Here is a 13,467-nt window from a genome sequence, read left to right on the forward strand (position 1 = left end):
TCTTCACGCTAGAGGAGGTATCCCTTTGAAACACGTTTTTATCGCCGGAGATGCGTACAGCACAGGCTTTTTCGATTTGGACCTGGAGAGTGACGAGGAGCTCTCCCTCTTGCCTTCCCTTTCGATCGCTAGTTATCATGTGGCTCGTTTTGCCCTCGTCATGCGAGATCATGGGCTGGAAGGAATTGGCGTATTTCCCGGGCATGTCCTCCTAGTCTCGGACTATTCTTTGGAGCCGATCATAGGCAAGCCTGTACTGATCCGGCAAGAGGGACGATTTCTCGTTCGCATCGCTGCTGATGTGAATCCGGTGGAATGCTGTTTCACGACAACACGAGAAGAGGATGTGCCACTCATCCTGCCCTCCGAGAACATCCGTATCGTTGGCGTCATCTCAGGTATGATTCCTCAGGAAAAGGATTGACCTCTGTCTGTAGCCACTGCTTTAGGGCGGCAACTGTCTGCTGCCATTGTTCCTGTGGCGTAATGACAGCGGGCTGATCGCCATCCTGCGCCCCATAGCTTCCAAATTGGGCGTGATTCCCCCCTTCAATGCTCATGTACATAGTATCATCAGGCAAATACTGCTTGCTGACCTCGTATTTTTCCCGATTCACTACTCCATCCCTCGAGCCTAACAAGGAAAGAACGGGCAGACCTGAGTCTTTCAGGCTGCCTTTTTTATCAGGATAAGCGCCCAAGAAAAAGACACCGACAATTCGATCCAGATGGTTTGCTGCATATCGAGCAGCCATAGCACCGCCGAGAGAATGCCCACCGATGACAAAGGATTGATGAGGGTACGCTTTTAAAACCTGATTGGCCCGTTCTACGTCACTCACTGCAAGATTGAGTGGCATTCGAGCAATAAATACGCGATACCCTGCTCCTGCCAGAGAACGGGCGAGCGGAGCATAGCTCTCGGCCTTGATTAGAGCACCCGGATACAAGATGACACCTAGTTCCCTTGTCTCCCCGCCCTCAAATGCGAGCCAATCTCCCGTGTCGATGACCGTGATTCCTTCTCCGCCCTGCATCGCTGTTTTGGCTGCCTGATCTGGCGAATAGGGCCGCAGATACCAGATTGCCGTACAGGCTGCCACTAGCAACACCAATACTAGTCCCTGCAACCACTTCTTCCGATACCGCCCCACGCTGTCACCTCTTTTCTGTTCCCGTACCGTTTGCTTCTTATTATGTCTCAAACTCTCCTATCATGTGCCCAAATTCCATCAGACTGCACTTTTTATTGGCATTTTTGTCTCTTTAACCGATTTCTGGAAAACAAAAAAAGGGAGAATCGCTTCGGCGCTTCACCCTTTTTCTTTTTGCCTCTCGCGAAAACGACGCACTTTCATGAGGTTTCCACACATCTTGTCGTCGCACCAACGACGCACCCGATTACGACTTTCATCAAAAAAGACCCATTGGCAATCGTGATTGTCGCATATTTTTATCCTTCTGGCTTCTTCGTGTACGAGCAGCTCGGCAAAGGAACGGGCAATCTGGGAAATAACCTGGTCCCATCCACTGATCGGGCTCACCTGCTCCATATGATAGCTGCACTCCCCATCTACTACTAGGCGTGGATGAGCCAAAGCCAGTGACAACGCCTGATTCAAAGCCGCCAGATCCTCAGGAACCACTGTTTCGCTACGGACAAACGATTCCGTGATTCTCCTCATGCTTTCTCGAAGGTTCAGCAGTTCTGTACTGATTTTACGATCGATAGGTAGCGGAGCACTCAACCCCCATTGCTGGAGAAATTGCTCCAGCCACTCTGCTTTTTCCAGACGATTTTCCCTGCGACCTGAGCCTCGCCAATCTCGCCAATCGCTATTTAAAAAATCAATGCTTAACCATTCCACCTTTACTTCCCCCATCTCTTTTCCAAAAAAGACTATTTCTACCTTGTTTCCAGTAACAGGGTATGATATTCTCTTTGTGTAACCATCATAATATAAAAAGGTGGTTACTAGCGTGTATTATTTGAATCATTATACCGTTTCGCCTATCCGTTTCACAGACGAGGAGGATGGACATGAGCCGTGCAGAATTGCTATTGAACAATTGGCAGTATACTTATGAACAGGAAGACTGGTATCCGCCCTTGCGTGACGCCCTCTCAGGAGTAAATGCTGCCCAGGCGAGCTGGCGCCCTGTTGGGGAGGCTGCCAATACCATCTGGGAAAATGTCAGTCATCTCCTGTACTTTAAGGAACGACTTTTGCATCGTCTCTCGGGTACCGAGTTTCCCCTATCGGCTGATTCCAACGACGACACGTTTGCTCCTGCTGGGGGACCAGACGATGAAGAGGCTTGGCAAGCTACCAAACAGCGTATGGAAAATGTGCACCTTCACATTCGCGAAAAGCTTGCTTCTCTAAGTGAAGAAGAACTAGATCAGGGATTGCCAACCATTCCCGTCAATCAGAGTGTTATGAGCATCATGCTGCATGACGCCTTTCACACCGGGCAGATTGTTCAACTTCGAAAGCTTCAAGGGTCCTGGCCTGCAAGGCGATCTTTTCTTTAAAAAATAATCAGCGTCTATTTCTCGTACAGCTTGTGGCAATCGTACAAACCTTTTTCAAGCTAGTACCATATCCTTTTATTATAAGCTAAAAGGAGTGGTTCACTTGAACAAACAGGTTGGGTATGAACAGTGAGTCAAGTAAAGGGACGCCATTTGATTATTGATGCCTATGAATGTGATTCTGCTTTGCTCGACGATCTCTCCTATCTGGAGCAGACTCTTACCAATATCGTTTTATCCCTTGGAATGGAGAAACTCGCATTCCAGTTCCACCGATTTGAGCCCCACGGAGTAACCGGGCTTCTCCTTCTGTCGACTTCACACATGTCCATTCATACGTGGCCAGAATACTCATATGCTGCCTTTGATCTATTTACATGTGGAGACAATGATCCTTCTACACAAATAGACGCTTTATTACGTGGTCTGTCTGCAAAAAGAGCTCATGTATACGGAGTGGAGCGCTCTAATGGGAAAACAGCAGTCCCCCCCATGGTTTGGGAGCTTCGGACGCTAGATGAACAACCAGAGACGGAACCTACTCACCAATCCGTTTACTCGTCAGAAAAGGCGAACATTGATCTTTCCTTAGATCGCGGTGATCAGTATGATCAGATCGAACGCCAGCAATTGCTGGCCGGGGACCATAAAATGCTTTTCCAAGGTACGAGCTCCTATCAGCGTGTAGAGCTTGTAGAAGCCATGGAGATGCGCATGTATTTGGACGGTCAATTGCAGTTTAGTTCCCTGGATGAACGAATTTATCATGAGGCTCTTGTTCATCCCGCCTTTACTCATGCCTCTTCGCATGAGCGTGTTCTCATCGTTGGCGGGGGTGACGGGCTTGCCCTCCGAGAAGTGCTAAAGTACAAAACCGTTTTGCATGTTGACCTTGTCGACCTAGATTCGATGGTCTTGGACGTTGCCAAATATGTCCCGAAAGTGGTTTTGCTGAACGAATCCGCCTTGCACGACCCTCGTGTCGTAGCACACCCTCAGGACGCAGATGAATTTCTAAACAACGTGACTACCCCTTACCAAATCATCATCGTCGATTTCCCTGATCCAGCTGACGAAATCATCAGCACACTCTACACAAAAGAGTTCTTTGGGCGATTGTCTTCTTGTTTGACTGACAACGGCGTGCTAGTCTGTCAGTCTTTCTCACCTGAGGATGCGCCTCTGGTTTACTGGAGCATTGGACTGACGCTTGAAGATGCTGGTTTGTATACGAAAGCCTATCACTGCTTGGTTCCATCCTTTGGCGAATGGGGCTTTCATATAGCCGGGCGCGCTCCATTAACGGTAATGCCAAAGCAACTATTGGTGCCCACCCAAACACTTCCGTCAGATCTTGCCCCCTTGTTTGCGTTTCCTACCCAGATTCTCGAAAAACGCAACGAAGCTCTAGTCAATACCTTGCAAGACCTGACATTGCACAAGCTTTATCAGAGCGAAGCAGGAAAGAAGAATTGAAGCAACACGCAATCCCCTTCAATAGACCGAAGGGGATTTTTTCTAATTGATTAATCCTCCACAATCATATATAGTTTATAAATAAATTTAATTCCATACATGTTATCCTCATCTTTCACGGTGAGGGTAGAGGTCGCGGCTTTTATAGTATTCTGTACGAGATTCAGACGAAATCTAAGACTACAGAAGAGGGAAAATCCGCCGAAATCTATCGTGTATCTCTGTACACATGGGTTGGGGCTGTTCTCGAAAGGGACAGAACTGTCACGTTTGCTTGCCGAGCAGACGTGGTGTGCTATCTTCAGTGAAGGCTTGGTGGGGATTGGATGATACCGCCCTATGCCATTCTTTGGCTTGAGGCGGTTTTTTCGTTTCCGACCTTCCTTCCGTACTAAACAACCTAGAGAAAGGTCGTGCAACACGCATATGTCAGAAAATCAATTGCAACGTGGGCTCAAAGCTCGCCACCTGACGATGATTGCCATCGGGGGCTCCATTGGTACAGGATTGTTTCTTGCGAGTGGAGGTTCTATTCACTCTGCTGGGCCTGGTGGTGCTTTGGCAGCGTACGCCGCTATCAGTATCATGGTGTACTTCCTCATGACCAGTTTGGGAGAAATGGCGGCTTTCATGCCCGTCTCCGGTTCATTCAGCACCTATGCTACACGCTTTGTCGACCCATCCTTGGGCTTTGCACTTGGCTGGAACTATTGGTACAACTGGGCCATTACCATTGCTGTCGAGCTGTCGGCTGCCGCACTCATTATGAAATATTGGCTACCGGATGTCCCATCGATCATCTGGAGCGCATTGTTTCTCGTCATCATGTTTTGCCTGAATGTCTTATCCGTCAAATCATATGGTGAGTCCGAATATTGGTTTGCCCTTATTAAAGTCGTCACGGTTATCGTGTTTATCATTATTGGTGTGTTGATGATTTTCGGTATCATGGGCGGTGAAGCAGTCGGTTTTACGAACTTCACCAAAGGTGAGGCACCATTCAACGGTGGCTTCATGGCCATTCTCGGTGTCTTCATGATCGCCGGCTTCTCCTTTCAAGGAACGGAGCTGGTCGGTGTAGCAGCTGGCGAAAGCGAAAACCCTGCTCGCAACATCCCGAAAGCAATCCGTCAAATTTTTTGGCGCATCCTGTTGTTCTACATCCTGGCAATCTTGATCATCGGCCTGTTGGTTCCATACGACAATCCGAATCTGATCAGCGGAGACATCGCGGATATTGCCATCAGTCCGTTTACCATCGTATTTGAAAAAGCAGGATTTGCTTTTGCAGCATCTGTCATGAATGCAGTCATTCTCACGTCTGTCCTGTCTGCTGGTAACTCCGGCATGTATGCTTCTACCCGGATGCTGTGGGTGCTCGCCAAAGAAGGCAAAGCACCAAAATGGTTTACCAAAGTCACTCGCAATGGTGTTCCGATCAACTCCTTGATCGTGACGGCTCTCGTCGGTGCACTCGCCTTTTTGTCCTCCCTGTTCGGGGATGGCGCGGTATACATTTGGCTGTTGAATGCGTCCGGTATGTCCGGCTTCATCGCTTGGCTGGGGATCGCGATCAGCCATTACCGCTTCCGCAGGGCAATGCTTGCCCAAGGGCGCGATTTGGCGGAGCTTCCTTACCGAGCGAAATGGTTCCCGATTGGTCCGATTCTCGCCTTCATCATTTGCTGTGTGGTCATTATTGGACAAAACTACACGGCATTCACCGGCGATGCGATCGACTGGAACGGTGCCATGGTCTCCTACATCGGTCTGCCGCTGTTTATCGTGGTTTGGCTGGGATACAAATTTTCTAGGAAGACCAAGCTGGTCCCTCTCGACAAGGTAGACTTCAGCATGGATGAAAACACTCATTAATCGTAGAAGCTCCTGGCCATCCCCTTTTACGGGTGACCAGGAGCTTTTTATTTGAATGAGTTGCATGCTGGGAGACTCTCTTGTGAAAAACGGATCCATTCACGCATGGCAAACGTCTGGTATGCATTTTTTCTCCAGATCATCCCCAGATGCCACTTGAGAGTCGGGCTGACTAATGGAATGATGCGAAAGCGCTCCTCATCCAGTTCACTGCAAATCGTCTCAGGCAAGAGCGTAATCCCGATATGAGCCGCTACCATCTCACTGAGAAAATCCCATTGGGAGCTTTTGTAGACGACATGGGGATGGAACCCGGCCCGCACGCATTCATCTACAATGCGGTTATGCAGGGCAAAGTCTTCGTGGAACAGCAGGAACCGCTCACCTTCTAGATCGCTAAAAGGTACTTCTACGCGATCTGCCAGCGCGTGGGACGGATAAACGACCAGCATGATGTTTTCATTGACGAACGAGTAGTGGTCAAAGATGTCTTCTTTGGCTGGAAGCAGGATCACACCACAATCGAGCATGCCTGAGCCTACATCTGCCTCCACCTTGTTGGAACCTGCCTCGAACAGCTCCAGCCGAATTCCTGGATATTGTTCACAAAACCGGCCGATGACGTGTGGAAAGAAGCTGGCACCGACCATCGGCGGCAGTCCTATGCGGAGTCTTCCTCTCTTCAGCTCCATCAGCTCGTTGATATGGACAGTCATGTTCTCGAATGATTTGACCATCACTTCTGCCTGTGAGAACAACACCCATCCTGCATCAGTCAACGAGACACGCTTCCCTACGCGCTCGAACAGCTCCACCCCGATTTCTTCCTCCAGATTTCGGACCATCTTGCTGATCGTTGGTTGCGTGATATAGAGCGCCTGTGCAGCCTTCGTGAAGCTGTTGTGTCGCGCTACTTCCAAAAAGTATTGCAAATGTCGGATATCCATCAAACATCCCTCCGGTTAACGATAGATATCATGAATCCAAATGATTCTATATATGCATTTTACCTATGGAATCAGACGATGTACACTTTTCTTAGAGGGAGAGGGACATCTTGAGAAAATGGTTCAAAATCATTGCACAAGCTGCTTTTTTCGTGATCGTTTCCATACTAATGAACGCACTCGTCGCCTGGCTGGGTCTAACGATTCCCGGTAGCATCATCGGTATGTTTGTGGTATTTTTTCTGCTACAGATGAAATGGTTGCGCCTGGAATGGATCGAAGTCGGTGCGAGCTTTCTTTTGGCTGAACTGTTGTTATTTTTCATTCCGCCATCTGTTGGAATTATCTCTTATCAAAATCTTATGCTGCACGAAGGCGTTCAAATCTTTTTCGTCATTGCGATTGGTACAGCCGTTGTAATGGCAAGTAGCGGACTAGTGGCACAGCGCATCGCCAAACGGAAGGAGCATCTGCGATCATGATCGGCGGTATATTGGGCTTCTTGTTCACCATTGCACTCTACTTGATTGCAAAAAGGCTTTATCGCTTCAAACCGATTCTGCTGTTTTCACCGCTGCTGTTTACACCTGTCGTTCTTGTCTGTTTATTGATTGGCACTCATACCGCCTACGAATCTTACAACGCCGGTGGAAAATGGCTGGCTTACATGCTCCAGCCCGCTACGATTGCCTTTGCGGTACCGTTATACAAGCATTATCCTTTATTGAAGAAACACGCCGCGCAAATTCTGGTCAGTGTCATGTCGGGTTCAGCAGTAGCCGTTGTCTCCTCCGCCTTGTTGGCTCTGCTCATGCACGTAGACAAACAGGTGATGTACAGCTTGATCCCACGGTCCATCACTACGCCGATTGCCATGAATGTTTCGGAAATGATCGGTGGCGTTCCTTCGATTACGGCTGTGCTCGTGCTCATCACCGGGCTGCTAGGCTCTTTTATTGGTCCTTATGTGATTTCGTATCTCAAGATTCAGGATGACATCGCTCGCGGTGTCCTGTTGGGCACTAGCGCGCATGGCGCCGGGACTTCCAAGGCCTTTGAGATCGGATCGGTGACGGGGACCGTTTCGAGTATTTCAATGATCCTCGCGGCTTTGGTGACGCAGCTGGTTGCTACGATCGTCATACAGTAAGGAAATAATAGAGAATAGAAGCGAAATGAGAACGGAATAACAAAAAGAGCCAAGCATTTGCTTCGGCTCTTTTTCATCTTAGAGTTCGATAATCTTTGTACCAAGATTATTGCAAAATTCCTTGTCATGCTCCACAAAAAGAATAGTTGGGGAGTATTCAAGCAGCAGCACTTCCAGTTGCATGCGCGAAATAGCACTTTCTTCTTTTGGCCGCAAATAATTCCTGGACGCTCGAGATGCGCACTCTTCTCCCAATGGAGCAGGTCTGACTCATGAGAAAGAAAATCCTGTTTGGGCTTGTTAATTGTCTTACTTCCAGGGCCAAAATAACTGTAAGCGATACTACCAAAATCATCATGCATCAAGTCAGTGCAACAGGAGGCAGAGAGAAGAAATGAATATCGTCTTTTTTGTTACGGGATTGTTGTTCGTATCCGGCATAGGATACGTGGCCAGCAATAATCGCAAAGGGATCAAGCTTACCCCCATCCTAAAAATGATTGTGGCGCAGCTTGTATTGGCGTTTCTCTTATTGAATACGAGCATCGGGATTGATCTGATTCGTTTTATCTCAAACGGCTTTGACGCGCTGATGAAGCTGGGAATTAGCGGGGTCGATTTTGTGTTCGGAGGGCTCGAAAATACCGGGGTTTCCAACTTCTTCCTCGATGTGCTTCTTCCCATCATCTTTATCTCTGTTTTGATTGGGATTCTCAGCCATTTCAAAATCCTGCCTTTCATCATCCGATATGCAGGTCTTACGCTAAGCAAATTAAACGGGATGGGAAAGCTGGAGAATTACATTGCGGTTTCTTCTGCCTTTCTGGGGCAATCGGAAGTGTTTCTGACTACCAAAAAGCAGCTGGGGCTCGTCTCCAAGAAGCGCCTTTACACGCTGTGCACCTCGGCGATGAGCGCGGTAAGCATAGCGATTGTCGGCGCCTACATGACCATGCTGGAGCCGAAATACGTTGTGGTTGCCATCGTCGTTAACATTCTGTCGGCATTAATCGTAGCCAACATCATGAATCCATACGAACTGGCTGATGAAGATGATCTGCCCCTGACCCAGGATGAAACGGATAAACCCGCTTTCTTCCAGATGATCAGCGAAAGCATCCTTGATGGGTTAAAAGTCGCTGTCATTGTCGCGGCGATGCTGATCGGTTTCATTGCGCTAATGAATCTGGTGAACGAACTTTTTTTGTGGGTATTCCACCTTTCCTTTCAATCTGTGCTGGGGTATATCTTTGCTCCTGTTGCCTTCTTAATGGGGGTTCCTCAATCTGATATTGTCCAGGCGGGCGGCATCATGGCTACGAAAATTGTCACCAACGAATTCGTTGCCATGCTGAACTTCAAAGAGATCGCTAACGGCCTATCCCCGAAAACGGTAGGGATCGTTTCGGTATTCCTCGTCAGCTTTGCCAATTTCGGCTCTATCGGCATCATTACAGGCGCCGTCAAGGCACTGCATGAAAAACAGGGAGACCTTGTCGCCAAATTCGGCTTAAAATTACTGCTGGGCTCAACACTCGCCTCCGTTTTATCCGCAACCATTATCGGAGTCTTCTTATGAAAAATTAAATGAGGTAGACAACGAAAAACAGGCACACGACTGAAATGCACCCCAATTGTTAGACACACCTAACAATTGGAGGTGCATTTTATATGGCCAAATTTTCTCCAGAAGATAAATTATCCGCGGTTTTTCGTTGGAGAGACGGCAAAGAAACTCATGCTTCCATTGCTGCGTCTATTGGTGCAACCAAAGCTATGATTGGAGTTTGGGTGATGCAATACGAGCAAAATGGCGCGGAAGCGTTTAGAAAGTCCTATACAAGCTACACAGCTCCGTTTAAACTGGACGTACTCAATTATATGAATACCCACGGGACGTCTCCGAATGCAACTGCCGCCATTTTTCAAATTCCCTCTCCCGCTTTAATCCGAAAATGGAGGATTCAATTTCATTCATGCGGAATAGACGCCCTTATTCCAAAGAAAAAGGGGCGTCCAACGATGAAAAAGGGAAACAAGAATGTAACACCTGTTGAAGGATCAGTCGAGGCATTACAGCAAGAAGTAGAGCGTTTACGTATGGAGAATGCTTATTTAAAAAAGTTGAATGCCTTAGTTCAAAGCAAGGAAAAATTACAAACCAAGACAAAGCGCAAGTAGTGTTTGAACTAAGGACTGAATTCCCCATTAAAGCGCTACTCCAATTGGCGGGAATACCACGGAGTTCCTATTATTACTTCGTTCGTACGATAAGTCGCCCAGACAAACATGCTGAAATGAAGACGTTGATTCAGGCTATTTTCCATGAACATAAAGGCCGCTATGGATACCGTCGGATTAAGGACGAGCTCAGAAATCTTGGGCACCAGGTGAATCATAAAAAAGTACAGCGATTGATGAAAGAGTTGGGCTTAAAAAGTATTGTTCGTATGAAGAAGTATCGTTCCTATAAAGGGAATGTTGGTAAGATCGCTCCAAATGTTTTGGATCGTAACTTCCGAGCAGAAAAACCCAATGAAAAGTGGGTAACGGATATTACGGAATTTAAGCTATTTGGTGAAAAGCTTTATTTATCACCAATGCTCGATTTGTTTAACGGAGAGATCATTGCCTATACAATCGACTCAAGACCAAGATATTCTCTTGTTTCAAAGATGCTGGAAGAAGCCTTTAAACGATTAACCGAACAAGACCACCTCTTGATCCATACGGATCAAGGATGGCATTACCAGATGAGTAAGTACCAGCACGCCTTAAAAGAAAAGAACGTCACCCAGAGTATGTCGAGAAAAGGAAATTGTTATGATAATGCCGTAATGGAGAACTTTTTTGGTATCCTCAAATCGGAATTTTTATATACACAAGAATTTGAGAGTATTGAACATTTTAAGCAAGAGTTAGCAAACTACATCGACTATTATAACTTCAAACGAATTAAGACAAAATTAAAAGGCTTGAGTCCGGTACAATACCGAACTCAAACCTTACATGTCGCTTAATTACATTACATGTCTAACTTTTAGGGGTCACTTCAGACATATGCCTGTTTTTCGATTTCCGTGAAAGTATCCGTTTGCTTTGCAGCCACATTTGGTTATTTTTTTAAGCGATAAGGTACCGTTGCGATTTTGACATCCTGCCGTGCAAATAAGTACGCTCGCAGGAAAAAGCTTGTTTGGTTATGGAGCAGATTGTGCCACCAACGTTTGGTAATAAACTGTGGAATCATGACCGTCACATGATCTGTATCGGCCTTTTTCCATTCCACGGTATCAATGAATTTAAACAACGGCTTGATAATACTTCGGTAATGGGAACGTAGTACGATCAGTCGCACACCTGGATTCCACTGTTCCCATTTTTCCTCCATTTTCTTGATGTCTTCATCATTGAACCCCACGTATACAGCGACAATGTCATCTGCCAAGGATTGCGCATAGCTAATCGTATTTTTCACTACTTGTGAAATACCTGCAACAGGTATTACGATTACACTGCCTTTTGGTTGTGGTTTGTCTACGGAAATGTCGATTCGCAACTCATCGGCCAAATCTTTATAGTGGCCATTAATTTTCCGGAAGATAAAAATGACGATCGGAAGAAAGATGAAAATCGTCCATACCTGCGAGAATTTCGTAATCAAGAATATCAGGCAAATGGTAAGAGTCGTCAGCATCCCGATGGTATTAATGATAAAAGGGGTAAACCATCCTGGGGGCTTTTTCGTCATCCAGCGCTTCATCATTCCTGCTTGGGACAGCGTAAAAGGAATAAAGACACCAAGCGCATACAGAGGAATCAAATTCTCTGTTTTTCCACCAAAAGCAATAACCAGGATGGCGGAAAGAATGCCCAGAAAAATAATACCATTGGAGAAACCAAGACGATCGCCACGTACCATAAACATGTTAGGCATAAATCGGTCTTTCGCTAACATGAACGCCAGAAGTGGAAAGGCTGCAAATGCGGTATTCGCCGCGAGAAATAAGATGAGCGCCGTGACCGCTTGGATAAAGTAATAAATGACTCCTCTTCCAAATACGGCTGATGCAATTTGCGAGACAACCGTTTCCTTAGCCGCTGGAGCGATTCCATACACATAAGCCAACATGCTAATGCCCATGAACATGACCCCGAGGATCAGTCCCATCATGATCAAGGTCAATGCTGCGTTTTTGGGTGCAGGTTCCTTAAAATTTGGGATCGCATTCGAGACTGCCTCTACCCCTGTAAGCGCTGAACACCCTGAACTGAATGCCCGCAAAAGCAGGAATAGGGTTATCCCTGGCACCGCTACGCCATACACGGGTGCTTGTGCATGCACATTCCCCGCCAACCATTGGTAACCACCACCAATAATCAATAAAAAAATAGCAACAACAAAAAGATACACGGGATACATTAAAATGGTTGCGGATTCTGTGATTCCCCTCAAATTCAGGATCGTCACCGTTATGATCATGATCAATGCAATCAGGACGCGGTGATCATGCAGTACAGGAAAAGCCGAGGTAATAGCATCCGTAGAAGCGGATGTACTCACCGCTACGGTCAGAATGTAGTCTACGAGTAAGGAGCCGCCTGCTACTAACCCTGTCGAAGTCCCAAAATTGTCCTTGGCTACAATGTACGCTCCTCCGCCTGTTGTGTAAGCAAAGATCGTTTGGCGATAAGACAAAACCAGAATGGTTAAAAGACCAACGACTGCAATTGATATGGGAATCGAGTACCAAAGCGCGACTGCCCCTAGCGTAACTAACACCAGAAGAATCTGTTCCGTTCCATAGGCTACGGAAGATAAGGCATCTGATGATAATACTGCCAACGCTTTTACCTTCGATAATTTTTCTTCCCCGAGCTCTTTTGACTTCATCGGTCTGCCGATCAAAAATCGTTTCATCCCCGATAGCATGTTCATTCTCCTCGCTAGCATTTCCCGTTAGTTTCCCCTCTCTTACAACCAACCAATAAACTGTAGTTTTTTCCAACCACTCCTTTCCGCCCTGAAATTGGAACAAAAAAGAAGCCGAACGAGAAGGAACTCACTTGGCTTCTGGGCATAGCGAAATAAACTATGTCATTCATACACAAAGTAAATGTTACCTCTCTTGAAACGCTTACGGAGTTAGCTGACGGATTCGGATGTAAGAGTCACCCTACTCGAAATGTTCGAGATTCACCCCATGTGGCTTTAAGTTTACAGCCACGGTTGGTTTCCCCGCTCCCATGTTACGGACTCAGCGAATCTGATCTGATCTGATCAGATCATAATCTAGGTTGTGCATCACGAAACAAATATTACTCCCATGGAATCATACTTGTAAAGACCCGAATCGACTTATTTTTTCAAAAAAATAGGTGCTCCGGTAAGCAGATTGATCTACTTACCGGACACCCGATAACGATTACTCTCTCCTTAATGAGCGAGGACATACAATGTCGTTTGAACCTGTTCCGCATAG

At 46.8% G+C, this 13,467-nt stretch carries 12 protein-coding genes and 2 riboswitches; of the genes, 8 read left to right on the forward strand and 4 right to left on the reverse strand.

The window, feature by feature from the left end; genetic code table 11:
* Positions 1-25 precede the first annotated feature (25 nt).
* Positions 26-424, forward strand: coding sequence for a hypothetical protein (locus tag AN963_RS25525; protein ID WP_055747329.1), 399 nt, complete (start codon positions 26-28; stop codon positions 422-424).
* Here AN963_RS25525 and AN963_RS25530 read toward each other — a convergent pair.
* Positions 390-1,154, reverse strand: a complete 765-nt coding sequence (locus AN963_RS25530; protein WP_055747330.1) for an alpha/beta fold hydrolase — start codon at positions 1,152-1,154, stop codon at positions 390-392. The two genes, AN963_RS25525 and AN963_RS25530, sit on opposite strands and share 35 nt — an antisense overlap.
* Before the next feature lie 159 nt (positions 1,155-1,313).
* Complete coding sequence (locus AN963_RS25535) at positions 1,314-1,868, reverse strand: CGNR zinc finger domain-containing protein (protein WP_055747331.1); 555 nt, start codon at positions 1,866-1,868, stop codon at positions 1,314-1,316.
* 173 nt (positions 1,869-2,041) lie between these two features.
* Between AN963_RS25535 and AN963_RS25540 the strand changes: the two genes are divergently transcribed.
* The 3 genes from AN963_RS25540 to AN963_RS25550 all read left to right on the forward strand — a co-directional run bounded on the left by AN963_RS25540 (position 2,042) and on the right by AN963_RS25550 (position 5,887).
* Complete coding sequence (locus AN963_RS25540) at positions 2,042-2,536, forward strand: DinB family protein (RefSeq protein ID WP_055747332.1); 495 nt, start codon at positions 2,042-2,044, stop codon at positions 2,534-2,536.
* A 129-nt stretch (positions 2,537-2,665) separates the two neighbouring features.
* Entirely contained in the window at positions 2,666-4,012 is a 1,347-nt protein-coding gene (gene speD, locus AN963_RS25545) for an adenosylmethionine decarboxylase (RefSeq protein WP_055747333.1), read from the forward strand.
* A gap of 119 nt (positions 4,013-4,131) precedes the next feature.
* A riboswitch (Lysine riboswitch) is annotated at positions 4,132-4,318 on the forward strand.
* A gap of 120 nt (positions 4,319-4,438) precedes the next feature.
* Positions 4,439-5,887, forward strand: coding sequence for an amino acid permease (locus AN963_RS25550; protein WP_055747334.1), 1,449 nt, complete (start codon positions 4,439-4,441; stop codon positions 5,885-5,887).
* 47 nt (positions 5,888-5,934) lie between these two features.
* On the opposite strand, the gene AN963_RS25555 is transcribed toward AN963_RS25550, so the two are convergent.
* The gene (locus AN963_RS25555; RefSeq protein ID WP_055747335.1) at positions 5,935-6,834 is read right to left on the reverse strand and encodes a LysR family transcriptional regulator; all 900 of its coding nucleotides are present in this window, start codon (positions 6,832-6,834) and stop codon (positions 5,935-5,937) included.
* Positions 6,835-6,944: 110 nt separating this feature from the next.
* Here AN963_RS25555 and AN963_RS25560 point away from each other — a divergent pair, with 110 nt between their 5' ends.
* The 4 genes from AN963_RS25560 to AN963_RS30595 all read left to right on the forward strand — a co-directional run bounded on the left by AN963_RS25560 (position 6,945) and on the right by AN963_RS30595 (position 11,004).
* The gene (locus AN963_RS25560; protein ID WP_055747336.1) at positions 6,945-7,316 is read left to right on the forward strand and encodes a CidA/LrgA family protein; all 372 of its coding nucleotides are present in this window, start codon (positions 6,945-6,947) and stop codon (positions 7,314-7,316) included.
* Positions 7,313-7,984: an LrgB family protein gene (locus AN963_RS25565; protein ID WP_055747337.1), complete on the forward strand. Its 672-nt coding sequence runs from the start codon at positions 7,313-7,315 to the stop codon at positions 7,982-7,984. The genes AN963_RS25560 and AN963_RS25565 overlap by 4 nt, the downstream gene beginning before the upstream one ends.
* A 394-nt stretch (positions 7,985-8,378) precedes the next feature.
* A complete protein-coding gene (locus AN963_RS25570) occupies positions 8,379-9,563 on the forward strand; it encodes a NupC/NupG family nucleoside CNT transporter (protein ID WP_055747338.1) in 1,185 nt (394 codons plus the stop codon).
* Positions 9,564-9,655: 92 nt separating this feature from the next.
* A protein-coding gene (locus tag AN963_RS30595) for an IS3 family transposase (RefSeq protein WP_152985712.1) occupies positions 9,656-11,004 on the forward strand; the annotation gives its coding sequence in 2 pieces (ribosomal slippage) (positions 9,656-10,100 and positions 10,100-11,004; 1,350 coding nt in all).
* A gap of 95 nt (positions 11,005-11,099) precedes the next feature.
* Here AN963_RS30595 and AN963_RS25585 read toward each other — a convergent pair.
* Positions 11,100-12,917 carry an APC family permease gene (locus tag AN963_RS25585; protein ID WP_055747339.1) on the reverse strand — a complete coding sequence of 606 codons (1,818 nt, stop codon included), beginning with the start codon at positions 12,915-12,917 and terminating at the stop codon, positions 11,100-11,102.
* Between the two features lie 186 nt (positions 12,918-13,103).
* Positions 13,104-13,258: riboswitch (cyclic di-AMP (ydaO/yuaA leader) on the reverse strand.
* Between the last annotated feature and the right edge of the window lie 209 nt (positions 13,259-13,467).

It is taken from the genome of Brevibacillus choshinensis, assembly GCF_001420695.1.
Lineage (GTDB): Bacteria > Bacillota > Bacilli > Brevibacillales > Brevibacillaceae > Brevibacillus > Brevibacillus choshinensis.

What these genes read in the sequence shown, in the direction of transcription:
- AN963_RS25585 (WP_055747339.1), bottom strand. Translation starts at nt 12,917, where the DNA reads ATGCTATCGGGGATGAAACGATTTTTGATCGGCAGACCGATGAAGTCA.
- AN963_RS25555 (WP_055747335.1), bottom strand. Translation starts at nt 6,834, where the DNA reads ATGGATATCCGACATTTGCAATACTTTTTGGAAGTAGCGCGACACAAC.
- AN963_RS25565 (WP_055747337.1), top strand. Translation starts at nt 7,313, where the DNA reads ATGATCGGCGGTATATTGGGCTTCTTGTTCACCATTGCACTCTACTTG.
- AN963_RS25570 (WP_055747338.1), top strand. Translation starts at nt 8,379, where the DNA reads ATGAATATCGTCTTTTTTGTTACGGGATTGTTGTTCGTATCCGGCATA.
- AN963_RS25540 (WP_055747332.1), top strand. Translation starts at nt 2,042, where the DNA reads ATGAGCCGTGCAGAATTGCTATTGAACAATTGGCAGTATACTTATGAA.
- AN963_RS25550 (WP_055747334.1), top strand. Translation starts at nt 4,439, where the DNA reads ATGTCAGAAAATCAATTGCAACGTGGGCTCAAAGCTCGCCACCTGACG.